Annotated in this window: 19 protein-coding genes; 6 read left to right on the top strand and 13 right to left on the bottom strand. The window is 71.0% G+C overall.

What is annotated here, in order from left to right:
- Window positions 1-86: 86 nt before the first annotated feature.
- Window positions 87-2735 carry an MGH1-like glycoside hydrolase domain-containing protein gene (locus K6U06_RS08420; protein WP_262321476.1) on the top strand — a complete coding sequence of 883 codons (2649 nt, stop codon included), beginning with the start codon at window positions 87-89 and terminating at the stop codon, window positions 2733-2735.
- Between the two features lie 7 nt (window positions 2736-2742).
- Window positions 2743-3741: a non-homologous end-joining DNA ligase gene (gene ligD, locus K6U06_RS08415; protein ID WP_262321475.1), complete on the top strand. Its 999-nt coding sequence runs from the start codon at window positions 2743-2745 to the stop codon at window positions 3739-3741.
- A gap of 7 nt (window positions 3742-3748) precedes the next feature.
- On the opposite strand, the gene K6U06_RS08410 is transcribed toward ligD, so the two are convergent.
- From K6U06_RS08410 to K6U06_RS08380, 7 genes are all read right to left on the bottom strand, one after another.
- The gene (locus K6U06_RS08410) at window positions 3749-4942 is read right to left on the bottom strand and encodes an ROK family transcriptional regulator (RefSeq protein WP_262321474.1); all 1194 of its coding nucleotides are present in this window, start codon (window positions 4940-4942) and stop codon (window positions 3749-3751) included.
- Between the two features lie 82 nt (window positions 4943-5024).
- Window positions 5025-6329 carry a sugar ABC transporter permease gene (locus K6U06_RS08405; protein ID WP_262321473.1) on the bottom strand — a complete coding sequence of 435 codons (1305 nt, stop codon included), beginning with the start codon at window positions 6327-6329 and terminating at the stop codon, window positions 5025-5027.
- A complete protein-coding gene (locus tag K6U06_RS08400) occupies window positions 6329-7165 on the bottom strand; it encodes an ATP-binding cassette domain-containing protein (RefSeq protein WP_262321472.1) in 837 nt (278 codons plus the stop codon). Before K6U06_RS08400 ends, K6U06_RS08405 begins: the two co-directional genes overlap by 1 nt.
- Before the next feature lie 79 nt (window positions 7166-7244).
- The gene (locus tag K6U06_RS08395; protein ID WP_262321471.1) at window positions 7245-8477 is read right to left on the bottom strand and encodes a sugar ABC transporter substrate-binding protein; all 1233 of its coding nucleotides are present in this window, start codon (window positions 8475-8477) and stop codon (window positions 7245-7247) included.
- Window positions 8478-8936: 459 nt separating this feature from the next.
- Complete coding sequence (locus K6U06_RS08390; protein ID WP_262321470.1) at window positions 8937-10373, bottom strand: amidase; 1437 nt, start codon at window positions 10371-10373, stop codon at window positions 8937-8939.
- Between the two features lie 14 nt (window positions 10374-10387).
- A complete protein-coding gene (locus K6U06_RS08385) occupies window positions 10388-11941 on the bottom strand; it encodes an AMP-binding protein (RefSeq protein WP_262321469.1) in 1554 nt (517 codons plus the stop codon).
- 42 nt (window positions 11942-11983) lie between these two features.
- Window positions 11984-12805: a DUF2127 domain-containing protein gene (locus tag K6U06_RS08380; RefSeq protein ID WP_262321468.1), complete on the bottom strand. Its 822-nt coding sequence runs from the start codon at window positions 12803-12805 to the stop codon at window positions 11984-11986.
- 82 nt (window positions 12806-12887) lie between these two features.
- Here K6U06_RS08380 and K6U06_RS08375 point away from each other — a divergent pair, with 82 nt between their 5' ends.
- The gene (locus K6U06_RS08375) at window positions 12888-14774 is read left to right on the top strand and encodes an MGDG synthase family glycosyltransferase (protein ID WP_262321467.1); all 1887 of its coding nucleotides are present in this window, start codon (window positions 12888-12890) and stop codon (window positions 14772-14774) included.
- Window positions 14771-15511: a polysaccharide deacetylase family protein gene (locus tag K6U06_RS08370; protein WP_262321466.1), complete on the top strand. Its 741-nt coding sequence runs from the start codon at window positions 14771-14773 to the stop codon at window positions 15509-15511. The genes K6U06_RS08375 and K6U06_RS08370 overlap by 4 nt, the downstream gene beginning before the upstream one ends.
- On the opposite strand, the gene K6U06_RS08365 is transcribed toward K6U06_RS08370, so the two are convergent.
- Complete coding sequence (locus K6U06_RS08365; protein WP_262321465.1) at window positions 15486-17138, bottom strand: AMP-binding protein; 1653 nt, start codon at window positions 17136-17138, stop codon at window positions 15486-15488. The two genes, K6U06_RS08370 and K6U06_RS08365, sit on opposite strands and share 26 nt — an antisense overlap.
- 25 nt (window positions 17139-17163) lie before the next feature.
- Between K6U06_RS08365 and K6U06_RS08360 the strand changes: the two genes are divergently transcribed.
- Together K6U06_RS08360 and K6U06_RS08355 are read left to right on the top strand one after the other, a co-directional pair.
- Window positions 17164-18051 carry a metal ABC transporter substrate-binding protein gene (locus K6U06_RS08360; protein ID WP_262321464.1) on the top strand — a complete coding sequence of 296 codons (888 nt, stop codon included), beginning with the start codon at window positions 17164-17166 and terminating at the stop codon, window positions 18049-18051.
- Window positions 18051-18869 carry a serine hydrolase domain-containing protein gene (locus K6U06_RS08355; RefSeq protein ID WP_410051010.1) on the top strand — a complete coding sequence of 273 codons (819 nt, stop codon included), beginning with the start codon at window positions 18051-18053 and terminating at the stop codon, window positions 18867-18869. The genes K6U06_RS08360 and K6U06_RS08355 overlap by 1 nt, the downstream gene beginning before the upstream one ends.
- 49 nt (window positions 18870-18918) lie before the next feature.
- Here the strand turns inward: K6U06_RS08355 and K6U06_RS08350 are convergent, their stop codons facing one another.
- The 5 genes from K6U06_RS08350 to K6U06_RS08330 form a co-directional block, all read right to left on the bottom strand.
- Entirely contained in the window at window positions 18919-19548 is a 630-nt protein-coding gene (locus K6U06_RS08350) for an MBL fold metallo-hydrolase (protein ID WP_262321462.1), read from the bottom strand.
- Window positions 19548-20642 carry an S-(hydroxymethyl)mycothiol dehydrogenase gene (locus K6U06_RS08345; protein WP_262321461.1) on the bottom strand — a complete coding sequence of 365 codons (1095 nt, stop codon included), beginning with the start codon at window positions 20640-20642 and terminating at the stop codon, window positions 19548-19550. The genes K6U06_RS08350 and K6U06_RS08345 overlap by 1 nt, the downstream gene beginning before the upstream one ends.
- Window positions 20643-20766: 124 nt before the next feature.
- Window positions 20767-23196 carry a hypothetical protein gene (locus tag K6U06_RS08340; RefSeq protein WP_262321460.1) on the bottom strand — a complete coding sequence of 810 codons (2430 nt, stop codon included), beginning with the start codon at window positions 23194-23196 and terminating at the stop codon, window positions 20767-20769.
- Between the two features lie 151 nt (window positions 23197-23347).
- The gene (locus tag K6U06_RS08335) at window positions 23348-25456 is read right to left on the bottom strand and encodes a dehydrogenase E1 component subunit alpha/beta (RefSeq protein WP_262321459.1); all 2109 of its coding nucleotides are present in this window, start codon (window positions 25454-25456) and stop codon (window positions 23348-23350) included.
- A gap of 91 nt (window positions 25457-25547) precedes the next feature.
- Window positions 25548-26057: a hypothetical protein gene (locus K6U06_RS08330; RefSeq protein ID WP_262321458.1), complete on the bottom strand. Its 510-nt coding sequence runs from the start codon at window positions 26055-26057 to the stop codon at window positions 25548-25550.
- Between the last annotated feature and the right edge of the window lie 82 nt (window positions 26058-26139).

The following is a 26139-nucleotide window of genomic DNA, read 5'->3' as shown; positions in this document are numbered from 1 at the left end:
TAATGAAGTAAGTGCAGGCAGGGTAACGTCGCTTGAGGGAAAGTTGTTCCATTCGTTGTCAGGTACGGTTCGGCAACGATGCGGGGATGGCCGAGCAGCGCGATCCGGAGCGGGTGCGGTTGGCGGAAGCCGACCGTCGGGAGCAGCCCTGGCGCCGGTGGGGTCCGTACCTCTCCGAGCGGGCGTGGGGCACGGTCCGGGAGGACTACTCCGCCGACGGGGACGCCTGGTCGTACCTCTCCTTCGACCAGGCCCCATCGCGGGCGTTTCGTTGGAGCGAGGACGGCATGGCCGGTATCTGCGACGACCAGCAGCTTCTGTGCATGGCCCTGTCCCTCTGGAACGGGCAGGACCCGATCCTCAAGGACCGACCCTTCGGGCTCACCGGCGAGGAGGGCAACCACGGGGAGGACGCGAAGGACTACTGGTGGTACCTGGACGCCACGCCGACGTCGTCGTGGCTGGAGTGGCGGTACCACTACCCCCAAGCCGCCTTCCCCTACGACGATCTCCGGGCCACCAACCGGGCCCGCAGCCGCAGCGATCCGGAGTACGAACTGCTCGACACCGGCGTGTTCGACGGGGACCGCTACTGGGCGGTGACGGTCAGGTGGGCCAAAGCCGGCCCGGAGGACCTGCTGTGGAGCATCGAGGTGCAAAACGCCGGTCCCGACCCGGCGACCATCGACGTGCTCCCGACGATCTGGTACCGGAACCGGTGGCGGTGGTCCCCCGACGTCCCCGAGCCGCGCCTCGCCCTGGCCGGCCCGACGACCATTCGCGCCGGCGGGACCCCCGTCGGTGACTTCGTGCTCGAAGGCGTCGAAGGCGGCGACGCCCTTTTCTGCGACAACGAGACCAACACCGCCAAGTTGTTTGGGACGCCAGGGCCGGCATACCCGAAGGACGGCATCGCCGACCACGTCATCGCCGGTGCGGCGACGGTCGACCCCGAGCACACCGGCACCAAAGCCGCGCTGCGCTACCGCGTCGAGGTCGAGGCGGGTGGGCGCCGGGAGATCCGCCTGCGGTTCCGGCACGCCGACGCCGCGGGACCGCCGGACCTCGACTGTGGCTTCGATGAGGTCATGGCCGCCCGTAGAGCCGACGCCGACGCCTTTTTCTCGTCCGTCAGCCCCCTCGACGCGTCGGAGGAGGAACGCCGGGTCTTGCGCCAAGCCAGCGCCGGCATGCTGTGGTCCAAGCAGTTCTTCCATTACGACGTCGAGCGGTGGCTCGACGGCGACCCCGGGCAGCCCCCGCCGCCGCCCCAACGTCGCAGCGGGCGCAACGCCGAGTGGAAGACCTTCAACGCGAGGGACGTCATCTCCATGCCCGACCCGTGGGAGTACCCGTGGTTCGCGGCGTGGGATCTGGCGTTCCACTGCATCGCGCTGGCCCACCTCGACCCCGAGTTCGCCAAGCGCCAGCTGATCCTGCTCGACCGCGAGTGGTACATGCACCCCAACGGCCAACTGCCCGCCTACGAGTGGAACTTCTCCGACGTCAACCCTCCGGTGCAGGCGTGGGCCGCCCTGCGGGTGTTCTCCATCGACGTAGCCACCCGACGCCGTTTCGACCCCGCGGCGGCGCCTGACTACGACTTCTTGGAGCGGATCTTCCACAAGTTGCTGCTCAACTTCACGTGGTGGGTCAACCGCAAGGACGCCTCCGGGTCCAACGTCTTCGAAGGCGGCTTCCTCGGGCTGGACAACATCGGGCTGTTCGACCGGTCCAAGCCGCTGCCCGTCGCCGGTCGCCTCGAGCAGTCCGACGGGACCGCCTGGATGGCGATGTACTGCCTGGACCTGCTCGGCATCGCGTTGATCCTGGCCCGCACCAACCCCGCGTACGAGGACGTGGCGTCGAAGTTCTTCGAGCACTTCACCTACATCGCGTCGGCGATGGAGGACCAGGGGCTGTGGGACAAAGACGACGGATTCTTCTACGACGTCATCGCGCTGGCCAGCGGCGAACGCATCCCGCTGCGGGTCCGTTCCATGGTCGGAGTCGTGCCCCTGTTCGCGGCCACCATCCTCGACGCGGACGTCGACACCGCGCTGCCGGCTTTCGCGGCCCGCGTCGAGTGGTTCTGCACCAACAAGCCGGCGTACGGCGACCATGTCGCCCACATGCACCAACCCGGTCACGCCGACCGGCGGCTGCTGTCGGTGGTCGACCAGGATCGGCTGGTTCGGGTCCTAGCCCACTGCCTCAACCCCGACGAGCTGCTGTCGGATCACGGGCTGCGCAGCCTGTCGCGCCGCCACAGCGACTATCCCTTCACCATCGACCTGGGCGGCACGACCGCCAGCATCGACTACGAGCCGGCCGAGTCGACCAACTACCTCTTCGGCGGCAACTCCAATTGGAGAGGGCCGGTCTGGATGCCGCTCAACTACCTGGCCATCGAGTCGTTGCGTACCTACGACCGGTACTTCGGACCGTCCTTCACCGTCGAGTACCCCACGGGGTCGGGCACCCGCGCCACCCTCGGGTGGATCGCCGACGACCTGGCCCGCCGGCTGGTCGGGCTGTGGCTGCCCGACGACCGGGGTCGCAGGCCCGCGTTCGGGGGCGTCGACAAGCTGCAGAACGACCCGGCCTGGAAGGACCTTCTCGTGTTCAACGAGTACTTCCACGGCGACAACGGCGCCGGGCTCGGCGCCTCTCACCAGACCGGCTGGACCGGTCTGGTCTTGGACCTCATCGCCGCTAGGCGGCTGCTGCCGTGACCGCCTGATGGCCGGCGCGCCGGCGGTGTGGACCGCGCCGATGTTGGCCACCGCCACCAAGACCCCCGCCGATCTTCCCGGGGACCCGGCGCAGTGGCAGGTCGAGCCCAAGCTCGACGGGCTGCGTTGCGTGGTCGTGCGCAACGGCGACGAGGTGTCGCTCTGGTCGCGCAACCAGCTGTCGTGGACCGGCCGCTTCCCCGCCATCGCCGGCGCCGTGGCCGGGCTGGCGGCCGACTCTTTCGTGCTCGACGGCGAGCTGGTGAGCTACGACGACGCCGGACGGACCAGCTTCGGCCTGCTGCAGTCGGGACGGTCAGGGCCGCCGGTACTCGTCGTGTTCGACGTCATGTCGCTGCTCGGGCGCGACGTCACCGGGCTGGTCATCGAGGAGCGTCGGCGTCTGCTGTCCATGATGGTGGGCACCGCTCCGACCGGGACCGGACCGGCGTCGCCCCCAGGGCCGTCGGCCGACCGGCGGCCGGTGCGCCTCATCGAGGTGCTCGAAGGGACGCCAACCGAGCTGCTCGCCCGGGCCTGCGCGTCGGGCTGGGAGGGCATCGTGGCCAAGCGGCGGGGCTCGCCCTACACCTCCGGGCGGTCACCGGCGTGGCGCAAGCTCAAGTGCAGTGCCAGCCAGGAGCTGGTCATCGGGGGCTGGACCCTCCCCACCGGCGCCCGGCACGGCCTGGGTGCGCTCATGGTCGGCTACTACGACGGGCCTCGGCTCGTGTACGCCGGCAAGGTCGGCACCGGCTTCAGCGAGCGGACGCTGCGGGAGCTGAGCGCCGCTCTCGAGGCGCGGGCGACGGACGATTGCCCCTTCACCCCCGCGCCGAAGGTGCGCGACGCCCGCTGGGCCCGCCCGGAACTGGTGGCCGCGGTGACCTTCACGGAGTGGACCGGCGACGGCCGGCTCCGCCACCCGTCGTTCCAGGGGCTGCGCAGCGACAAGGATCCCCGCCAGGTCGTCCGGGAGCTCCCAGCCCCCCCGGCGGGCGGCTAGGAGGCGATCAGCGCAGGGAGGCGATGTCCTGCACCGGCAGGCATGCCGGATCCGACAGGACCGGCTCCAACGCGACCTCTGCCGCGCCGAGGAGCACCGAGTGACGCCCGAGGGTCGGGGTCACCAGCGCCACGTCGAGGTGTGCGGGGGTGACCAGCCCGGTGCGCATCTGGGCGATCACCGACGGGCCGGCGTGCTCCATGACGTCGGCGAAGAGACCGCCGAGGACCACCATGTCCGGGTTGAAGCAGTTGATCAGGTTGGCCACGCCGATGCCCAACCACCTCGCGACGGTGTTGACCGCCCTGGTCGCGCTGGGCTCGCCGGCGACCACCGCCCGCAGCACCTCTTCCACCACGGCCCGCCCGCCCGGACGCCGCCCGGCCAGGGCGACCAGGGCGTCCTCGCCGACCTCGGTCTCCCAACATCCCCTCGACCCGCACCGGCACGGCGCTCCGTCGGGGTTGACCCGCATGTGCCCAACCTCGCCGCCGTAGCCGGCGGCCCCTTCGAGGAGCGCGCCGTCGACCACGATGCCGCCGCCGACACCGACCTCGGCGTGGAGGTACACCAGGTTGGCGACCCCCGCCCCGATGCCTCGGGCGTGCTCCGCTAGGGCGCCCAAGCCGGCGTCGTTGCGGCACGCGACCGGCACATCCAGCCCCATCCGGCTGCGCATCCGGGTGCGGAGCCGGGCGCCGAGAGGCACGTCACGCCACCCGAGGTTGGGGGCGAAGTGGACCAAACCGTCCTGGCGGCGGACGATGCCGGGCACCGCCACGCCCATCCCGGTCACCATCGTGCCGTGCGGGAGGGCCACCGCCAGCTTCTTGCAGCTGCGGGCGATGGTCGTGAGCACCCGGTCGAAGGACCGGTCCTCGTCGGTGGTGAGGGCGACGTGGTCCTCGGCGAGGATCTCCCCGCCGGGCGCCACGGTGGCGACGGTGACGGTGTCGACACCCAACACCACCGCCAGGACCGCGACGGTGTCGGTCCGGACCGTCACCAGGTAGGAGGGGCGCCCGGGCGTCCGCCGGGCCCGGTCGCTGCGCTCCGCCACCAGCCCCCTGGCCGACAACTCGTCGACCAGGGCGCCGATGGTGCTGCGGTTCAGACCGAGGGTCTGGGTCAGTTCGGCTCGGGAGGTCGGACCGCTGCGGTGGACGTGGCCGATCACCGCGGCCAGGTTGTGCCGGCGCACGACGTCTTGCGTGGCTCCCTTGGCGACGAGGGTCGACCGCCGGCGGGGCCGTTGGGTAGCCCCGTCGGGCGGACGTGCCGCCTCAGACAACCCCGGCGTTCGCCCGGCCTCGGCGGGCGACGGCGTCCACGGCGACCGCAGCGAGAAGGACGAGGGCGGTCACGACGTACTGGGTGCCGGAGCTCAGCCCGAGCAGGCCCATCCCGTTGTAGATCGCCGCAATGACCAAACCCCCGAGCAGCGCGTGCATCGCCTTGCCGCGACCACCAAAGAGGCTCGTGCCGCCGATGACCGCAGCGGCGATGCAGTACAGCACCGCGGTGCCGCCGTCGCTCGAGGTGGACACCGACTCCAGCCGGGAGGCGGCGACGATGCCCGCCACGCCGGCCATCAGGCCGGCGATGCCGAACACGGTGGTGCGGACCACGACCAGGTTGACCCCGGCGCGGCGGGCGGCTTCGGCGTTGCCGCCGACCGCGTACACGTAGCGGCCGAAGCGCAGCTTGGTCAGCACGAAGGTCCACAAGGCCAGGGCCCCGACGATGATCAGCGCCACCCAGGGGATGCCCCGGACCGCGATGGCCGCGCCGCGGTTGCGGTTGCAGATGATGGTCACCACGATCGCCGCCGCAGCCACCAGGCCGATCTTGAACAGCGTCAGCGACCGGGGCGGGACCGCCAGGCCGCTTCGGCGTCGGCGCTCGGCTCCGAAGAGGGTGACGCCGGCGAAGAGCAGGGAGCCGACGATCGCGACGATCCATCCCGCGGTCGGCGTGAGCTCGCCGCCGGCGAAGTCGTTGACGACATGGTTTTGGATCGGCACCGTGCCGCCGTTGCCGAGGATCAGCAGGGCCACGCCCTGCCACCCCAGGTAGCCCGCCAGCGTGACTATGAACGACGGGAGCCCGAGGATGGTGATGAACAGGCCCTGGACGATCCCAATAGCGGTGGTCACCCCGATGCATGCCAGGCAGGCGATCCACCAGCTGTGCGCATGGGGGCCCTTGAGCAGTTCGGCCATGATGATGCCGCCCAGATAGCCGACGAAACCTACCGAGAGGTCGATCTCGCCGAGCAGCAGGACGAAGATGATGCCTAGGGCCAAAAGCATGTACTCGGCGCCCTGCGGGATCAGGTTGGTCAGGTTCCTGGCGGTGAGGAAGTGGTGGTTCTGGCTCTGGAAGATGATGCTCAGGATGATCAGGCCGATGACGACCGGCAGCGAGCCGGTGTCACCGGAACGAACCCGGGTCCACCACCCCCGCGCGTAGTCGGCGAACGAGTCGACCGCGACCGGCGTGGCGGTGAGCGCCGCCAGGCGAGCGATCTCCGCCGGTTCGTCCTCAGCGCCTGGTGAAGTCTGGGTGGTCTGCTCCGTGTCGGCCATCAGGCGTCCTCCCGGCTTGCGGCACTGCTGGTGGGGGCCGGACCGTCCGCTGTCAAGCGATCGGAGCGGCCGGTGGTCATTAGCTCCACGACCGACTGGCTGTCGACGTCGCCTCGGGCGACATCGGCGACCATCTCTCCGAGGCGGAGCACCGCGATGCGGTCGGCCACTTCGAACACGTCGTTGAGGTTGTGCGAGACGATGAGGACCGCCAGGCCCCGCTCACCGAGACGCTTCACCAGGTCCAGGACCTGGCGGGTCTGGCTCACGCCGAGGGCGGCCGTCGGCTCGTCGAGGATCACGAGCTTGGAGTTCCACATGACGGCCTTGGCCACCGCCACGCTCTGGCGCTGCCCGCCGGATAGAGAGGCCACGGGCTGGCGGACCGACCGCACGGTCGTGACCTGCAGGCTGGCGAGGGTCTCCCCGGCGGACTTCTCCATGGAGTCCTCGTCGAGGAGCAGGCCCCGGCGGCGTTCCCGCCCGAGGAACATGTTTTGCACCACGTCGAGGTTGTCGGCCAGCGCCAGGTCCTGGTAGACGACCTCGATCCCGAGGGCCGCGGCGTCCTTCGGGTTGTGGACCGTCACATGACGGCCCTCCCAGAGCATCCGGCCGTCGTCGATCGTGTAGATCCCCGCGACCGCCTTGATCAGGGTCGACTTGCCGGCGCCGTTGTCGCCGACGAGCGCGGTGACCTGGCCGGAGCGCAGAGTGAGGTCCACTCCCCGGAGGACCTCCACCGCGCCGAAGCGTTTGCGTATGCCCTCCAGCTGAAGGAGGGGGGTCCCCGACGGTGCTCCGGCCGGTGCGGTGTCGGATGCGGTCTGCGTCACATGGTCTCCTTCACGGAAAGCGTGCCGAAGGGGCGGCGCCACCCGGCGCCGCCCCTTCACGGTTACGAGTTACTGACGCTCAGCCGCTGATGCCGGCGGCGGAGCACTGGGCGGTGTAGCCCGAGCAGAGGTCACTGGCCTTGACGAATTGGTCCTTGATGACCGTGTCGTTCATATTGGCGGTGGTGACCGACTCCGGGGTCAGCAGGACCGACGGGACCGGGGTGGCGGTCTGGATGTTCGTGGAACCGTTGACCAGCGTCGACGGCGGCTTCTGGCCGGCCCGCAGGTAGAGGGCCACCGCGGCCGCGGCCTGCGCCTCTTCGTAGATCGGCTTGTAGACCGTCATGCACTGGTAGCCCGCGAGGATGTTCTGCAGGCCCTGGAGGCTGGCGTCCTGCCCGGTGGTCGGGATCTTCTTCGGGCCGATGTTCTGCTGCTTCAAGGCGGCGATGACCGACTGGGCCAGGCCGTCATTGGCGGTCAGCACGGCGTTGATGTTCGGGTGAGCCGTGTACTGCTGCTGGAAGATCGTCAGCGCCTGCTGGTTGCTCCAGTCCGGCACCGCCTGCTCGCCGACCTTCTTGTAGGTCCCGGCGGCGTAGAGGGGGTTGAGCACCGAGTTGTAACCCTGGGCGAACTGCGTGGCGTTGTTGTCGGTCGGCGACCCGTCGAGCTCGAAGACCTGCGGGTTGCTGACACCCCACGACGTGATGCACGACTGGAGCCCCTGACCCTGCAGCTCACCCACCTTCACGTTGTTGAAGCTGATGTAGTAGGTCGCCGAACCGTTGAGGTTGACCCGGTCGTAGTCGATCACGGCGACGCCCTTGGCCTGGGCGGTGCGCTCGATGGCCGCGCCGGTTCCGGAGTCCAGGGAATCGAGGACCAAGACGGTGGCGCCGTTGGTGATCGCCTGCGTCGCCTGGGTGGTCTGGGTGGCGGCGCTGCCCTGCGCGTTCTGGATGCTGAACTGCGAGCTGCTCAGACCGGCGGCCTCGAAGGCCTTGGTCAGGTAGGGCTGGTCGAAGCTGACGTAGCGGGCCGACGACTGCGTGTCGGGGAGCAGCACGGCAACGTTGCCCTTGCCGGCGCTGGCCAGGCTCTTCAGCCCGTTCATGGCCGAGAAGTCGTTGCTGAAGGAGCTGATCGTGAGCGGGGCGGCCGCCGGGGCGGCGGTGGTCGCGCTCGACCCGGTCCCTGACGAAGCGGTCGTGTTGGTGGTGTTGCTCGAGCCGCTGCTGCCACACGCAGCGAGCAAGAGGCTCCCTGCGATGGCCGCTGCCATACCGGCGGAGCGCTTGGTTCCCATGGTTTCCCCTTTTGGTGATGACGTGTCGCGGGTTTCGGCACGCCGATGGCGTGGCCCGTGATGAGAGGCAACGACCACCGTCGGGCCGAGACACGACAGCCACCGGCGAGGAGCCGGTCGGATGAAGCGCCGCGGAGCGACAGTAGGACGATCCCCCTACTGACGGTTGCGTGACCCGGAGTTTCCGAGCCGATGAGGACTATATGTTGCCGCCAACAACTTTTCAAGGTTTTCGTTGGCAGCGTGTCATCCGCCCGTAACCGTCCGGACTTGCTGCCGTCGATAAGGCCCGGAACGCTCGAGGGCACAGAATCGCCCCCTTTCCGCACAATGACGGGGAAAGGGGGCCGTAGCGCTCCCCCCGAGAACCTGGTCTCGGCCGGCCCGGCGCAGAGGGCGTCGCGCCCGGTGTTTGTTGTTCGGCTCCGCGTTCGGGACGCAGCGGTCAGCCGCTCAGGGCTAACCCGCCAGGGCCGGGTGGCGGTCGGCCCATGGGACGGCCGCCTCCACCTGGCTGGCCACCCGGACCAGAAGATCCTCGCGGCCCGCGCCGGCCACCAGCTGGACGCCCATCGGCAGGCCCGCCGCGCTGGTATGGAGCGGCAGGGAGACGGCGGGCTGGCCGGTCATGTTCCATTGCGACGTGTACCGGGTGAGGGCCGCTACCCGCGAGCCGCCCATCTCCGGGTCGGTGAGCCAGCCCAGCTCCGGCGGGGGGCCGTTGAGCACCGGGGACAGCAACAGGTCGTAGCCCGACGCCCACCACCCGCCGACCCGGCGGCTCCAGGCATGAAGCCAGTTGATGGTGCCGACGTAGTCGGGTGCGCTGACCTTGCCTCCCATGTGGCGCAGTGCGGCGTTGGCCGGCTCCAGGTCGTCGTCGCTGATCCGCCGGCCGAGGACGGCCTCCCACGCCGCCAGGTCGGCGTTGACGCAGACCGCGAGGACGGTGAGGAAACGTCCCGGGTACTCGGCGTCGCCCAGGGCATGGGGCCATGCCGGCTCGACGTCGTGGCCCGCTTCGCCGAGGAGAGCGGCCGCGGCCGCCACCGCGGCGGCGGCCTCGGGGTCTCCCGCGGCCGGGTCGTCGGGAGGATGGTCGAGCACCCCGATGCGGAGGCGCCCGGGTGGCCGCCCGACCTCGGCCACGAGCGGGCCGGGCAGCGCAGGCGCAGCGTAGGGGTCGCCGATCTCCGGACCGGCCATCACGTCGAGGAGGAGCGCGGTGTCGCGCACGGTCCGACTGACCACCCCCTCCACCCCTCCGCCCATCCACGACTCTCCCCGGTCGGGGGCCTTCGACACCCGACCCCGGGCCGGTTTGAGCCCGACCAGCCCACAGTTGGACGCCGGGATACGGATCGATCCGCCGCCGTCGGTGGCGTGGGCCACGGGGGTCATCCCCGCCGCGACCGCGGCTGCCGAGCCTCCCGACGACCCGCCGGCGGAGTGGCTGAGAGACCACGGGTTGCGGGTCGGGCCGTGGGCGACGGGCTCTGTGGTGATGGTCGTCCCCATCTCGGGCGCGTTGGTGCGCCCGACCACCACGGCCCCAGCGGCCCGCAAGCGGGTCACGACCGCCGCGTCGTGGTCGGAGACCCAGCCGGCGGCAGCCAGCACCCGGAGCCCGTCGTGGCGGGGATCGCCCGCCGAAGGGGCGCCGAGGTCCTTGATCAGGACCGGCACCCCCCGGAGCGGGCCGTCAGGCAGCGGGCCGGCCGCTTCTGACACGGCCCGCTCGAAGCGGCGGTGGATCACCGCGTTGATCGTCGGGTCGAGCCGCTCGATCCGCTCGATCGCGGTCGCCACCAGCTCGGAGGGGCTCACGGTCCCGGCCCGAACCGACGCGGCCATCGCCGTCGCGTCGGCCCACTCCCCCGCGGGCCAGCTGTCCATTTCCTCCGACGCCACTAGTTGACCTTCCGGTCCCGGCCCTCCCAGTAGGGCGAGCGGAGCTTGAACTTCTGCAGCTTGCCGGTGGCGGTGCGGGGCAGCTCGTCGCGCACCTCCACCGACGTCGGGCACTTGTAGTGGGCTAGGAGGGAGCGGCAATGCTCGATGAGCTCCGCCTCGGTGGCGTGCTCGCCGGGGCGCAGCACGACGAGCGCCTTCACCGTCTCACCCCACTTGTCGTCGGGTACCCCGATCACCGCCACCTCGGCCACGGCCGGGTGCTGGTAGAGGCGGTCCTCGACCTCCACGGAGCTGACGTTCTCGCCGCCCGAGATGATCACGTCCTTCTTGCGGTCGGAGATCACGAGGTACTCACCCTCTTCGATGTGGCCCTCGTCGCCGGTGTGGAACCAGCCCTCCGCCAGCGCCTTGGCCGACTCGTCGGGCTGCTCCCAGTACCCGGCGAAGACGTGGTTGGCCCGGGCCAGGACCTCGCCGTCGCTGGCGGTGGCAATCTCCACGCCGAACGCGGGGGTCCCCGCCCTTACCAGGCGCGTCGACCGTTCGGTCGGGGTGAGGGCGTCCCACTCCTGGCGGGTCCGGTTGATGGTTAGCAGCGGGGCTGTCTCGGTGAGCCCGTAGATCTGGATGAACTCCCAGCCCAGCTCGGTCTCGACGCGCTCGATCGCCTTGGACGGCGGCGGGGCGCCGGCGACCACGATCCGCACCCGGTCCCTGCCCGGGATCGGCTGGCCGGCGGCCCTGCAGGCTGCGCCGGCGTCGAGCACTGCCGCGACCACCGCTGGTGCGCCGCAGAGCAGCGTCACGCCGTGGGCGTCGATGCGGCGGAGGATCTCCTCGCCGTCGATCTTGCGCACCACCACCTGCGCGACGCCCATGGCGGTGACCGCGTAGGGCATGCCCCAGCCGTTGCAGTGGAACATCGGCAGGGTGTGCATGAACACGTCCCGGTCGTTGACCGCCACGTGCCAACCGAACACCGACGCGTTGACCCAGCAGTTGCGGTGGGTGAGCTGGACGCCTTTGGGCCGCGCCGTCGTCCCGCTGGTGTAGTTGATGCTGGCGGTGGCGTCCTCGTCGGCGTCCCAGGGCGCGGGCTGCGCGCCGGGCGCGGCCGGAGCGAACAGGTCCCGGTCGTCGCCGGAGCCGTCGAGGACGATCGTGGTCTTGGCCTTGACCCCGGCCAGCTTGTCTGCCGACTCGGGGTCGACGAGCAGCACCGACGTTCCGGAGTGCTCGATGATGTAGCCGATCTCGTCGGCGTTGAGGCGGTAGTTGACCGGCACCAGCACCCTGCCCCACCCGCTCACCCCGAAGTAGGCGGTCTGGAACCGGGCCGCGTTGGGGCTGACGATCGCCACCCGCTCGCCGTGCCCGACGCCCATGGCGTCGAGGGCCAGGGCCATGCCCCGGGCCCGCGCGTCGAACTCGCCGTAGGTGATGCTCCCCCACGACCCGGGGGTGCCCGGCTCGTCGATCACCGCCGTGCGCTCCGCGTACACGGACGCACCCCGGCGGAGGAAGTCTCCGACCGTCATCGGCACCTTCATCGTGTGTTGCCTCCCACGTCTCCCCGACGAACGCCGCCGACGCTAGTGGTTGGCGGCCGTCGCGACCGGATAGCCGTAGAGATCCGCGGGTGTGGGAGGGGCGGGCTCCCGGCCGCGCCTCACCCGGTCGAGGCCGAACAGCCGCTTGGCCCAAACCAGGTACACCAAAACGGCCACGTTGAGGATCAGCGCGACGACCTTGATCGCGCTGATCCCCTTCAGCAGCTCAATGACCTCATAGGGGATGAACCCGACGGTCGCGACGACCGTCAGGTACTCGGCCCAGCGGCGCTCTCGCCACAGCCCGACCGCCTCGACCCCCTCGACGACGAAGTAGGCGACCGCGGCGATGATCACCACGGTGAGCGTGGAGCTGCGGAGGGCGAGGAGACGGTTGCCTTCCTTGATCACGTAGCTGCCTCCGAGGGCGTTGGTCCCGTTTGTGTTGGCGGTGAGCTGCGCCAGCACGTGTCGGACCCAGCTCTTCACCCCGGCCAGCTCGCTTCGCAGGAGAATGGCCAGGACGGCCACGACCAAGAAGAAGACCGAGTGGACGCCCCGCTCGATCGCGATGAGCCGCATGACCACCGCGGAGCGCAGCTCCTTGCCCCGTCGGGGCAGGTGGAGCTCCTCGGGGGCCGGCAGCGCGCCGGCGTGACCGGCCTCCGGCCGGGACACCGGCAGCCAGGCGTCGCAGCGGAGGCAGCGGGCCAGGCGCCAAGACCGTCCGGGTGGCCCGTCGACGTCCACACCGAGCACCAGGTCACGAACCTCGACATCCGCGGTGGTCGCAGCCGGGGTCTCGTGGCCGCGCCAGGCACAAACTGCCGTTTCCAGCTTCCGGTGCTCCCGTTGGCGTTCCATCGCTGCTGACCTACCCGGCCCGGCGGTGCAGGAAGCTGCATGAGATACGGCTCGAAAGGTGCACACGCTAGTCTGGCATGTCGTGCGCAGACGGCAGCTTCCCGACGGCGCCGGGCGGACCGGGGACGACGGCGTGGAGGGGCCGGCTCGACACTCGCGCCGGGTCCTGATCCTTTCGGCGAGCATGGGCGCCGGCCACGACGGGGCCGCCCGGGAACTGGCCGCTCGGCTGGAGGCCGCCGGCCACGACGCCGAGGTCCGCGACTTCCTCGACTCGGGACCTCTCCGGGTGGGCACCGCACTCAAAAGCGGCTACCAGTTCGAGCTGCGTCACGTCCCGTCCGCGTACGACGCCACCTACCGGTTCTGGCATCGAGTGCCGTGGCTGTGCCCGGTCGTGGCCTGGCTGGTGTGCGTCCTCACCAGGCGCCGGGTTCTTCGCTGGATCCGGGAACGACGAGCAGACGTGGTCGTGTCGACCTACCCGCTGGCGACCCTGTGCCTCGGCCGGCTGCGCCAGCTCGGGCGGCTGCAGCTGCCGGCGGTGAACTTCATCACCGACTTCGGGGTCCACCCGCTGTGGGTGCACCGGGGCATCGACCTCAACTTGGCGGTGCACGAAGGACCGGCGATGATGGCCCACCACCGCACCGGGCGTCCTGCGGTGGCCTGTGGGCCGGCCGTCGGTGACCGCTTCGACCCATCCCGGCCTGGTCGGCCGACCCGGGCCGAGGCCCGCTCGTGGCTGGGCCTCGGCGACGCCGACCGGGCGGTTCTGGTGGTCGCCGGCTCGTGGGGTGTTGGTGACATCGAGGACACCATCCGCGCGGTCGCCGGCGGCGGACGGTACGTGCCCGTCGTGGTGTGCGGGCGCGACGAGAAGCTCCAGCGTCGGGTCGCGGACCTGGCCTCGCGGTCAGGGTGGAAGGCCGTGGTCCTCGGCTGGACCGACCGCATGCCCGATCTCATGGCCGCCGTGGACGCCCTGGTCGAAAACGCCGGCGGCCTGACCTCCTTCGAGGCGATGCGGGCCGGGTTGCCGGTCGTCAGCTTCAACCCCATCGCCGGTCACGGCCGGGACAACACGGCGGCCATGGCCGCGGCCGGCGTCAGCATGCTGGCCGCCGATCCGGCCTCCCTCGCCGCCGCCTTGGAGCGGGTGACCGTCGCCGGCGCCGGGCGCGACGCCCAGATCGCCGCCGCCTCTGCGATGTTTCGCGCTGACGCTGCGGTGCTGGCTCTCGACGCCCCCGCCGTGGCGCCGCCCACCGCTCACGCAGCGGCGCGCTTGGTCACCCGGGTGGCGGTGGCCACAGCCGGGCTGGCGGCCATCGTCTGGACCGGCCTGACCGCCGGGGTGGGGGCGGCCGCCGCGGCCGGGGCAGGGGTCGCCCACCCGCAGGCCAGCGCCGGGCCGGTCGCCTACGTCGGGGTCCGTTTGAGCGCCGGCGAGCTGTTCGACCCGGCCATCGTGGGGACCGTGGCGCGCATGCATGCCTCGGTCGTGGTCGACCAGACCACCGCCCAGGCCGACCCGGCCGCGATCCGGACGCTGGTGGCGGACGGGGTGAGCGTGGCTGACGGCGGCGCCGGCGCCCGCTACGACGCCCAAGGGAACTTGGAGCGCCCGGCTCCTTGGAGCCGGGCGCACGGAGATGTGGCCGCCCGGACCGCCCTCCAGCAGCTGACCGGCCAGCCAGTGACGGTCTTCGCGCCGGGCCGGCGGATCACCGCCTTCGACCTCTACGACTGCCGGGGTGCCCATCTCTCGGTGGTCGTCCCCGACTCGGTGCTGCGCGCCGGCGACGTCGACCAGGCCGTCACGCCCCAGTCTTTCAAGGCCCGGGGCATCTACTACCTGAGCGGCCTGGACGCGACGCCAGCCGGGATGGCCTCCCTCTTGGCGCAGGTCAACGGCGCCTTGCAGCAGTCCGGGCTGCAAGCCGCTCCGCTCGCCGAGCTGCGATGACCCGGCGAGGCGCCGGTCCCCTAGCGGCGCTCGGCGGATCCGCGGTGCTGTTCCACGTGGCTCCCGCCGCGGTGGCGTGGCGCCGGATGCGATGCCGGGTGGTTCCGGCCCTGTCCGGGGTGGGCCGGCCAGGGCACGTGGCGTTGACCTTCGACGACGGGCCCGACCCCCGCTCCACGCCGGTGATCCTCGAGGCGCTGGCGAAGCTCGACTGGAAGGCCACGTTCTTCGTGCTCGGCAGCCAGGTCCGGCGAGCACCTGACCTGCTCGACGAGATCCTCGACCAGGGCCACGAGCTCGGGGTGCACGGCGACCACCACGTCAGTCATCTCCGTCGTCCGGCACCCTGGGCGGTCGCCGACGTCCGCCGGGCCCGTGACCTGGTCGAGGACCGCACCGGCCAGGCCATGCGATGGTTCCGCCCCCCGTATGGTGCGCTGGCGGCGTCGTCGGTGGTCGCAGGCCGCCGCAACGGGCTGCAGACCGTCTTGTGGTCGACTTGGGGTCGGGACTGGCGGGAGGAGGCGACGCCTGGCAGCGTGGTCGCGGACGTGACGAGGACGTGGCACGCCGGGCCCACCGTCTTGCTGCACGACTCGGACGTCACCTCCGCCGCCGGCTCGTGGCGGTCCGCGGTCGGTGCGCTACCCCTCCTCGCCGAGGCGTGGGAGCACTACGACGTGGGACCGCTTCGCGACCACGGCCTGCCGCTCAGGGGTCGCGCAGCTCTCGCTTGACCACTTTGCCGGTGGCGTTGCGAGGCAGCTCGTCGAGCACGGTTATGTCCCTCGGCACCTTGTAGCGAGCCAGCTGAGCCTGTACGTAGTGACGGAGGCCGTCTACGTCGATGGTCGCGCCTTCTGTGGGCACCACAAACGCGGCCAGCCGCTGGCCGAACTGGTCGTCGGGGACGCCGATGACCGAGGCGTCGGCCACGTCTGGATGGTCGGAGAGGAGGTCCTCGACCTCTCGCGGGAACACGTTCTCGCCTCCCGAGACGATCATGTCGTCGTCGCGGCCGTCGACGAAGAGCCGCTGGTGCTCGTCGAAGTGCCCGACGTCGCCGCTCGACATGAAGCCGTCGATGATGTCTTTGTTGCCGCCGCCGGTGTAGCCGTCGAAGAGCAACCCGCTGCGCACGAAGATCCGACCGGTCTCCCCCGCGGGCACCTCGCGCCCGTCACCGTCGAGGATGCGTACCTCGGTCCCGAGCGGCACCCGGCCGGCTGTTCCCGGCGCGGCCCGCAGGTCGGCGGGGGTGGCGATCGACGCCCAGCCGATCTCCGTCGACCCGTACAGGTTGTAGACGACGTCACCGAACGCGTCCATGAACCGGGTCGCGAGGTCGCCCGGAAGCGCCGACCCCGACAGCCCGACCACCCGCAGCGACGACGTGTCGTAGCGAGCCCGGGTCTCGGCCGGCAGGGCCATGATCCGCTGGATCATCACCGGGACCGCTACCAGCACCGTGGCGCGGTGCTCCGCCACGAGGCGCAAAGTGTCCTCCGGGTTGAACTTGCGGGGCATCACCAGGCGAGCCCCGAGGACCATGCCCATCGCGGCGTTGACCAGCCCCCACGAGTGGAACATGGGAGCGGCCAGCAGCGTGGTGTCACCGGTACGAAGCGGGATTCGAGACAGGAGGGACACCACCGGCTCGATCTCGCTGCCGAAGTTGCGCTGCGCCCCCTTCGGCGTGCCGGTCGTGCCAGACGTCAGGATTATCTGGCGGGACTGGCGGGTCGCCTTCTTCGGGGCCGGGCGGGGGCCGCCCGCCAGAATGTCGTCGAAGCTGACCCGGCCTCCGAGGCTGGTGCGGTCGTCGACCCACGACACGAACAGCGCCACGTCGGGCCCGAGCTCCTCGGCGAGGGTCAGGAACTCCTGGTCCAAGACCACCGCACGAGCCCCTTCGCGCCTCGCCACGTCCACGAGCTGGGGACCGGCGAAACCGGTGTTGAGGTAGACGGTGTCGGCCCCCAGCTTGCCGAGCGCCACCGTCGCGGCCAGGAAATTGCGGTGGTTGCGGCACAGCAGCGCCACCTCGTCGCCCTCGCCGATCCCGGCATCGGCGAGGGCCGCCGCGATGGTGCTGGTGCGCGACTCCATCTCGGCGAAGGTCGACGCTCCCCTCTCGTCGACGGCCGCGATGTGGTCGGGCCGCAGCGCCGCGCCCAGCGCGTACACCGCGCCGAGGCTGACGCCGTATCGGTGGATGGCCTCCCCGATCGCCGGTATCCGCCAAGGGGCGTACGGGCCGAGGAGCCCCGATCGGCCGACGACGCCGACGGAAGCCCCCAGTGTCTTGACGGTGCGCGCCGGGCGCCGGAGGGGTGACAGGACGGCGGTGACTGGGTTCGGCACGGGCAGCATGCTAACTACCCGGGTCGTGATCCGACCCCCCCGTTCCATTCGCGCCATCGTCGCCGCGGGCGTCGGGTTGGTGACCCTCGCCGCCGGGTGCGGCGGCGGTGGGGCGCCGTCATCAGCTCCGGTGGTCACCGTGGTGACCGCCAACTCGGCGCTCGCGCAGGTGGCGGCCGAGGTCGGCGGCTCGCACGCGACCGTCGTCGACGTGGTGCCCGCCGGCGCCAACCCTCGCACCGCCGCCCTCGACCCGGCCGCAGCCCGCCAGCTGAGGCAGGCGGCGGTGGTGGTGATGGTCGGCGGCGGGTACCAGCCGGCGCTCGAAGCGGCCGCGGCCGGCGCCGCGCATCTGGTGACCCTGGCCCCCACCTATGCGCCGGCGGCGGACGGTCCGTGGCTCGATCCTGAACTGATCGCCAAGTTGGCGCCGGCCCTGGCCGACGCGCTGAGCGCGGCGAACCCCGCGGCTCGAGCGACCTACGCCAACGGAGCGAACGACGTGGTGGCGGAGATGAGCTCCCTGTCGGCCGACTTCCAAAACAGCCTGTCGGATTGCACCCGCCGGGTGATCGTCACGCCCGACAGCGAGTGGTCGGCCATGAGTCGCCGCTACGGGATCACCGATCGGGCGGTCGGCGCCTCCGCCAGCCCGGATCCCGCGGCGGTGGCCGCGGCCGCCGCCGCGGTTCGGGCCGCGGGCGTCAAAACCGTCTTCTCGCAGCCCTGGGTGCCCGACGGGACCGTGACCGCGGCGGCGGCCGCCACCGACACGAAGGTGAAGGTGCTCGATACCCTCGACGGGGTGCCGGCGGGAGGATGGCCGAAGGGCGCCACCTACACCCGACTGATGGAGAACGATCTGAGCGTGATCACCGCGGCTCTGCAGTGCGCGTCGATGGGCACCAATTGATCCTGTCCGACGCGCTCGACACCGTCGCCGGCTGGCCGGTCGCCGCGGCGGTCGGGGTCCGAGACGCCGCCAGGGTGCTGGCGACGACCGGTCCCGACGGCCAGGCCTTCCGGTGGGCGTCGGTGACCAAGATGCTGACCGCCACGGCGGTGCTGGTGGCGGTCGAGGAGGGCATCGTCGACCTTGACGCGCCCGCCGGTCCGCCCGGCTCCACCCTGCGCCATCTCCTGGCCCACGCCTCCGGGCTGTCACGCGACTCCGACCGGGTGCAGGCGCCGCCGGCCACTCGCCGGGTGTACTCAAACCGCGGCATCGAGGTCGCCGCCGAGGCTCTCGAGGCCGCGGCGGGCATGACGTTCGGGGAGTACCTGCGGGCCGGGGTGCTCGAACCCCTCGGCATGTCGGCCACCGTGCTGGAAGGCTCGCCGGCGGCGGGGGCTTCGGGGCCGTTGCGGGACCTGCTCCGCTTCGGCGGGGAGCTGATGGCCCCGACCTTGCTGTCCCCCGCGACCCTGGCGGCCGCCACCTCGGTGGCCTTCCCTGACCTCGACGGGGTACTCCCCGGATTCGGGCACCAGTCGCCGAACGATTGGGGGCTGGGCTTCGAGATCCGATCCCACAAGTCGCCGCACTGGACCGGCGCCGCCAACAGCCCGTCGACGTTTGGCCACTTCGGTCTGTCAGGCGCGTTCTTGTGGGTGGACCCGGCGGCTGGCGTGGCGTGCGCGGGCGTCGCGGCGGAGGACTTCGGTCCGTGGGCGGCCGCGGCGTGGCCGGCCCTGGCCGACGCGGTCCTCTCCGCCTGTCCGCCTGCGTAGAACGCCCGGAGGCGGTCGCGGGTCAGCGTCCCCGGGCGATACATTCGTCTCAGTGCCCCCGGGCGATCCATTCGTCGAGGTGCGGCGCCTCGGCGCCGATGGTGGTGTCGTCACCGTGGCCGGTGTGGACGATCGTGGCTGGGGGGAGCACCAGCAGCCGGTCCCTGATTGACGCCACGATCGTCGGGAAGTCCGACCAGGAGCGTCCGGTGGCCCCCGGGCCGCCCTTGAACAGAGTGTCACCGGAGAACAGCAGCGCCTGGCCCGGCAGGTGCACGCACACCCCTCCGGGGGAGTGGCCTGGGGTGTGCAGCACGTGGAGGTGGTGCCCGGAGAACTCGATGGTCTGCCCGTCGGAGAGGGCCAGGTCCGGCGCCCGCCCGGGGTGCACGCTGCGCCACAGCGCCAGGTCGTCGGGGTGCAAGGCGACCGGGGCGTGCACCTTCGCCGCCAGACCCACCGCCGCGTTGATGTGGTCGTTGTGGCCGTGGGTGGCCAGGATCATCAGCACCCGCCGGCCGCCGACGGCCGCGGCGATGCGGTCCGCGTCATGAGCAGCGTCGATGACGACCACCCGGTCGTCGTCGCCGACGAGCCACACGTTGTTGTCGACGTCGAAGTCCTCCCCGTCGAGGGAGAACACCCCCGAGGTCACGACCCGCTCGACTCGCAGGCTCATCAGGCCCGGCCCATGACCACGACCGAGCGCAGCACGTCGCCGTGCTGCATCCGAGCGAAGGCGTCCTCCACCGCGTCGAGGGGGATGGTCTCGGTGACGAAGCCGTCGAGGTCCAAGCGGCCCGCCAGGTAGAGGTCGATGAGGACCGGGAAGTCCCTGGTGGGCAGGCAGTCGCCGTACCAGGACGACTTGAGGGCGCCGCCGCGACCGAACAACTCGATCATCGGCAGCTCGATTTGCATCTGCGGGTCGGGCACGCCCACCTGCACCAGGGTCCCGGCCAGGTCACGGGCGAAAAACGCCTGCCGGTAGGTGTCCGGGCGTCCGACGGCTTCGATGACGACGTCGGCCCCGAAGCCGTCGGTCAGGGCCTTGACGGCCTCGACGGCGTCGGTGATGCCGGCGTTGACGACGTCGGTGGCACCGAAGCGGCGGGCCCATTCCAGCTTCCGGTCGTCGAGGTCGACCGCGATGATCCGCCGGGCTCCGGCGATGGACGCTCCGGCGATGGCTGCGTCGCCAACCCCGCCGCAGCCGAACACCGCCACCGTGTCGCCTCTGCCCACTGAACCGGTGTTGACCGCGGCGCCGAAGCCGGCCATCACCCCGCAGCCGATCAGGCCGGCGGCCTCCGGGCGGGCTCTTCGGTCGACCTTCACCGCCTGCCCGGCGGCCACCAGGGTCTTCTCGGCGAAGGCCCCGATGCCGAGCGCGGCGCTCAGCGCGGTGCCGTCGGCCAGGGTCATCGGCTGCGTCGCGTTGGCGCTGTCGAAGCAGTACCACGGCCGTCCCCGCAGACACGACCGGCACGTCCCGCACGGCGCCCGCCACGCCAGGACCACGTAATCCCCGGCCGCGACGTTGGTGACGCCTTCGCCGACCGATTCGACGACGCCAGCGGCCTCGTGGCCGAGCAGGAACGGGAAGTCGTCGTTGATGGCGCCCTCCCGGTAGTGGAGGTCGGTGTGGCAGACACCGCAGGCCTGGACGGCCACCACCACCTCGCCGGGTCCCGGGTCGGGTACCACCACGGTCTCGACGGCGACCGGCTGCCCCTTGCCCCGGGCCACCACCCCACGTACCTGTTGGCTCACTGCGGCATCTCCTCGTCGAAGTAATCAGGCCCGGCCGGGCCACCTGCCGCTGCCACTGTACGGGCGCGCCGCGGGCGGGGGATGGCTCCCCCGCCCGCGGACGCCGACTGCCGTTCGAGCGGTCCTAGGCCGCCGACCCGTAGAAGGGGCTCCCGAAGCTGAACACGCCACCGTCCGCCGCGAAGTCGGTGAAGCCACCGTTGGCGAAGTCGGTGCCGGCGGCCACGATCGGGAAGTTCAGGTGGGTGGCGCCGAGCGACCCGATGAAGGGCGCCGCGCCCTCCTGGAACGTCCCGCCGTCGGAGGCGATCAACGTGTAGCCGGTGCCGGTGAGCAGCGGGCTGATCGCCACGATCGGCTTGTTGAGGTGGACGTTACCGGTCGACCCCCAGAACTTGGCGCCTCCAAAGTCGAACACGCCACCGTCGGAAGCCACCAGGTAGTAGCCACCCGAGGCGTAGTCGTAGGCCATACCGACGACCGGCTTGTTCAAGGCGACGTTGCCGGTGGAGCCGAGGAACGGCTCGCCGAAGGGGAACACCCCGCCGTCGGAAGCCACCAGCGTGTAGCCCTGGCTGTTGATGTCGGTGGAGATGCCGACGATCGGCTTGTTGAGGTGGACGTTGCCGGTCGAGCCGAGGAAGGGGGCGTTGAAGTTGAAGATGCCGCCGTCGGAGGCGACCAGCCAGTAGCCGCCGGTGTTGCGGTCCACTGCGATCCCGACGATCGGCTTGTTGAGGTGCACACCGGTCAGCGAGCCGTAGCACGCCGCTCCGCCGAAGGCCGCGACGTCGCCGGCGCGGTCGGTCTCGACGTACCCGGTTCCGTCAGGCAGGTCAGCGCCGGCCACCACTGCGCTCGCGGGCAGAGACGTGCTGCAGGTCCCCGCGGTGGGCGTGGCGGCCGCGACCGACGCCCCCGGGCCGGGTGTGTGGACCGCGCCGCCCGGCAACGTCTGGAACCAGAGGTAGACGTTGGTGTCGATGGACCCGCCGGGGTTGGCGGTGGGGCTGAACGGCTGTTCCTGGGCGACGGTCAGGTTCTTGGCGGTCTCGATGGTGTCGAGCTGAGCCTGGGACGTGACGGGGACCACCTCGACGTTCCACCACTCGGGCTGGTCGCCGTTTCGGGTCCGCACCACGTGGTCGTGGCTCGGCAGCGCCACGTTGGTGAGGCTGGACGCCGACGGCTTGCCGGGGAGGTAGGGGGCCAGCGCCGACAGGTCGACCGTCATCGGGTGATCGATGCAGGTGATCGCCGTCGGGCACTGCGAGTACTTGGGCGTGAAGCCGAGCGGGACGGGGATGTAGAGCGGGTCGATCTGGTCGCTGCCCGACGCCGACTGGACTCCCGGCGCGGAGTTGGCCGCCGTGGGCACGACGCCGTTGCCGCCGACCCCGGGCGGGATGGACCCCGCCGGTGACCCAGCCTCGCACCCGCTCGACGACCCGGCCCGCACACCCGACGACGGGGTGGGGCAGGAGTATTCCTCGCTGTAGAGCAGCTGCGTGTCTTGGCCGGTGCCAACACCCGGCGTGCCCGACACGTACCCGCGGGCGATGCCGATGTTGGAGCAGTTGGCCCCGCCGCCGGCGCAGTCGACCTTCAAGTTGTTGAACGTGGAGCCCGTCTCGCTCTGGTCGGCGGCGGCGGGCGCCGGCGCCGGTCCCGAACTGTTGCCGGGCGGGTAGTTGTCAGCGTTCAGGTTGGCCGGGTTGGTGGCGACCGAGGAGGGGACGGTGCCCGGGAGCACCTGGAAGAACAGGTACATGTTGGAGGGGATGTACCCGCCGGGGTTGCTGGAAGGGTCGAACGGCTGAAGCTGCGAGGCGCTCAGCTGCTTGCTGGTCTCGATGGTCGTCAGCGCGGCCTGCGACGTGACCGGCACGACCTTCACGTTCCACCACTCCGGGTTGCCGTTGTTGCGAGTCGTCACCACGTGATCGTGGGCGGGGACGAACGCGTTGGCGACCGAGCTGGGCGACGGGTTGTTGGGCAGGTACGCGGCGATGCGCGACAGGTCGACGGTGTTGGGGTGGTCGATGCAGGTCACCGTGGACGAGGCGGCCGGGCACTGCGTCGGGCTGCTCGGCGTGAAGCCCAGCGGCACGGGGATGTACAACGTGTCGCCGCTGGTGGTGTTGCCGAGGGATGTCCCGGTGCCTCCCGCCGAGGAGGCGCTCGGCTGGGCCGATGCGGGGGCGCCGACCTCGCAGCCGGAGGACGCCCCGGAGCTGACGTTGGCGTCGCAGTAGTAGTTCTCGCTGTAGACGATCTCGGTGCTGGTCCCGTTGAAGTCCGCGAAGGAGCTGCCGACGTGGCCGCAGGATGGATGGTCGTTGCCGCAGTTGTACTGGAGCGGATCGACGGTGGTGCCGTTGTTTCCGCTCGGTGCCGAGGTCGCCTGGTGGGCGATCACTCCCCTGGCCGGGGTCTGGGCCCCGGCGACGCCGCCCAACCCGAGCACCGCGAAGCCGAGCGCCGTGGCGCCGGCTAGGACGCTGGCGCCTAGCGACGACGACGTCCTCTTCCTACCTACGCGACTAGATAACACGTCTGTTCCCCCCTTGTCGCCGGCACGGGCCGGGCGTTGTCCGCTGCATCTGCGCTCCGCCAGGTGCGAACGCACCTAGCAACACCCTTTGCTTCGGAGCCGTCGCCCAAACCGGATGTAAGAACTTTGTGGAGGTTCCGAGGTGGGGAAATCAGTACGAGAGCGTGGCTCGCGCCGCGGCGAGGATGTCGTCCACCTGCGGGAGGATGGCCTTTTCGAGGCCGGGCTCGTAAGCGACGTGGGTGTCGGCGGCCGCGACCCGACGGACGGGTGCGTCCAGGTCGGAGAAGCAATGTTCGCCGGCCCAGGCGGCGACCTCGGCGCCGAAACCGGATGTCATCACGTCCTCGTGGACGACGACCAGCCGGGATGTGTCGGCCACCGCGTCGGCGACCATCTCCCGGTCCCACGGCGCGAGGGTCCGAAGGTCGATGACCCGGACCGAGACGCCGTCGTCGGCGAGCGCGGCTGCCGCCTGGCGGGACTTCTCGACTGTCGCCCCCCACGTCACGATGGCCAAGTCGTCTCCGTCGACCACCACCCTTCCCTTGCCGAGCGGGATCCGGTAGCCGGGCGACGGGAACGGGTCGCGTGTGTAGGGCTGGCGCAGTAGATGCTTGTGCTCGAGGAACAGCACCGGGTCCTCGCACGCGAATGCGGTCCGCAACAGCCCGGCCGCGTCGGCCGCTCGAGACGGCATCACGACAATGAGCCCTGGGACGTGGGTGAAGATCGACTCCCCGCTCTGCGAATGCCAGATAGCCCCGCCGGTGAGGTACCCGCCGATCGGGACCCGCAGCACCATCGGGCAGGTCCAAGCGCCGTTGGAGCGCCACCGCATGGTGGCCGCCTCGCTCTTGATCTGCTGCATGGCCGGCCAGATGTAATCGAAGAACTGCACCTCCGGGGCCGGCCGAAGACCCCGCACCGCCTGCCCGACCGCGCGCCCGACGATGTTGGCCTCCGCCAACGGTGTGTTGTAGCAGCGGGCCAGCCCGAAGCGCCGCTGCAGACCGTGGGTCGTGCCGAAGACGCCTCCCTTCCCCTCCACGTCAGCCAACACCACCTCGCGAGCGTCGGCGACGTCCTCCCCGAACACCCGGATCCGCTCGTCGGCCGCCATCCGTTCGGCGAGGGTCCTCTTGATCGCCTCGCCAAACGCGACCACCTCGCCTGTCTTGTCGTCTGCGTCCTCGTCCCCGGCGGGGATGACCGGGAGGGCTACCACGTTGTCGGTGACGGTGACCGGGTCGGGCCGGGGTGATGCCAGCGCCCGCCGGGCCGCCGCCATCACCTCCTCGCGCGCCGCGTCCCGCAACGCGCTCAGCTCCGACTCGCTGAGCACGCCCCCGCTCAGCAAAGCGGTCTCGAGGCGTGTGATCGGGTCGTTGGCTGCCTCTTCGGCGAGCTCGGCCGCGGAGCGGTACTTGCTCTGGGTGTCGGCTGCGGAGTGTGAGTAGGGGCGGGTCACCCGGGCGTGGATCAGCGCCGGGCCGACACCTGCCCGCACCGCAGCGACGATCTCTGGGGCTGCGGCGCGCACCGCGAAGTAGTCGGTGCCGTCGAGGGGGTGGACCTGGAGCCCGCGGAAGCCCCTGACCAGCTCGGAGACCGGTGCCGGCGACTGCTCGTCGGAGGGAACGGAGATGGCGTACCCGTTGTCGGCTACCACATAGAGCAGGGGGAGGTGGAGGGTGCACGCCGTGTTGAGGCTCTCCCAGAACTCGCCCTCCGAGGTGGCTCCCTCGCCGAGGGAGACGTAGGTGAGCTCGTCGCCGTGGGCCTCGCAGCCAGGCATACTTCGCCGGGAGATGTAGCGGCTGGCCTCCGCGCAGCCGACCGCGGGCAGGCACTGGCTGCCCGTCGGGCTGGACTGGCTCACCACGTGCAGCGGCCGGTGGCCCCAATGGCAGGGCATCTGCCGTCCGCCGGACGCCGGGTCGGCCGCGGAGCCGACCGCTTGGAGCAAGATCTCCTCCGGGGTCACCCCGAGGCCGAGGAGCAGCGCCCGGTCCCGGTAGTAGGGGAAGAACCAGTCGTACGCGGGGCGCAGATAGCGGGCCAGGCCGAGCAGCAGGCTCTCGTGCCCGGCCCCGGCGATCTGGAAGAAGACCCGGCTCTGCTTCTGCAGGGCGATCTCCCGGTCGTCGAGATAGCGGGAGGTCCACGCCAGGCGCAGGTCCTCCACCGCCTCGTGCACAGGGACTCCTCGGAACGTGCCGCCATCAGTGGCGGGCACCGGCTGCACAGACGACGCCATGCTTGAAGCGTAGGACCTTCCCGGGGGCCGTGGGATGTCTGCTGGACGTCCGACGCTCAGCTGACCGACACTCCATGTTCCTACGGTCCAGCTACCGTCCCCACGGCTTGAGCACCATGTCGATGGCGGCCAGCACGAAGGCCGCGTCACACACCGCAGCGGCGATCGCCAGCCTGGTGGCGGCCGCCTGCAGAGCAGGCACGTCAAGCGCGGGCCCCGGCTCGCTGGTGGGGGTGGCGGAGGCCCCGGCCGCTTGCGGCTCGGCGGCTCGCGGCGCTCCGCTGCGCAGGGCGACGCGCAGCGCCGACCTTGCCGGCCTGGCCATGCCCGCCGCAACGCCGACCGCGACGGCCCACAGCGTCAACGCGATGGCGATCCACGCCTGCCCCAGCCCGCCGCCGGCGGGGTCGGTGGCGACGGCCGCCACGCCGAGGACCGGCACCGCGAGCAACGCCCACTCGCCCATCGAGCGGGCTTGGAAGTAGCGGATCGACTCCTCCATCGCACCGGGACGCTCGATGTGGCGGGCCGTCGACGCGTACACCCCGGACAGGGCAATGGCACCGAAGCCGACCAGGGACGCGGCGACGTGCAAGACCACTAGAACGACGTAGGCCGTGTGGCGGCCGGAGGCGGCGGCGACGATCGGACGATATTGCCCTAAAGCCGCTTGATTCCTCCAG

The organism is Acidiferrimicrobium sp. IK (genome assembly GCF_025499425.1).
Lineage (GTDB): Bacteria > Actinomycetota > Acidimicrobiia > Acidimicrobiales > Palsa-688 > Acidiferrimicrobium.
Note: the sequence above shows the minus strand (reverse complement) of the source record. Positions and strands in the feature narration are given on the sequence as shown.

Excerpts from the sequence above, each read along its gene's own strand:
- K6U06_RS08335 (WP_262321459.1), bottom strand. The coding sequence starts at position 25,456 with ATGGCGTCGTCTGTGCAGCCGGTGCCCGCCACTGATGGCGGCACGTTC.
- K6U06_RS08385 (WP_262321469.1), bottom strand. The coding sequence starts at position 11,941 with ATGAAGGTGCCGATGACGGTCGGAGACTTCCTCCGCCGGGGTGCGTCC.
- K6U06_RS08390 (WP_262321470.1), bottom strand. The coding sequence starts at position 10,373 with ATGGACAGCTGGCCCGCGGGGGAGTGGGCCGACGCGACGGCGATGGCC.
- K6U06_RS08370 (WP_262321466.1), top strand. The coding sequence starts at position 14,771 with ATGACCCGGCGAGGCGCCGGTCCCCTAGCGGCGCTCGGCGGATCCGCG.
- ligD (WP_262321475.1), top strand. The coding sequence starts at position 2,743 with ATGGCCGGCGCGCCGGCGGTGTGGACCGCGCCGATGTTGGCCACCGCC.
- K6U06_RS08395 (WP_262321471.1), bottom strand. The coding sequence starts at position 8,477 with ATGGGAACCAAGCGCTCCGCCGGTATGGCAGCGGCCATCGCAGGGAGC.
- K6U06_RS08380 (WP_262321468.1), bottom strand. The coding sequence starts at position 12,805 with ATGGAACGCCAACGGGAGCACCGGAAGCTGGAAACGGCAGTTTGTGCC.
- K6U06_RS08405 (WP_262321473.1), bottom strand. The coding sequence starts at position 6,329 with ATGGCCGACACGGAGCAGACCACCCAGACTTCACCAGGCGCTGAGGAC.
- K6U06_RS08350 (WP_262321462.1), bottom strand. The coding sequence starts at position 19,548 with ATGAGCCTGCGAGTCGAGCGGGTCGTGACCTCGGGGGTGTTCTCCCTC.
- K6U06_RS08420 (WP_262321476.1), top strand. The coding sequence starts at position 87 with ATGGCCGAGCAGCGCGATCCGGAGCGGGTGCGGTTGGCGGAAGCCGAC.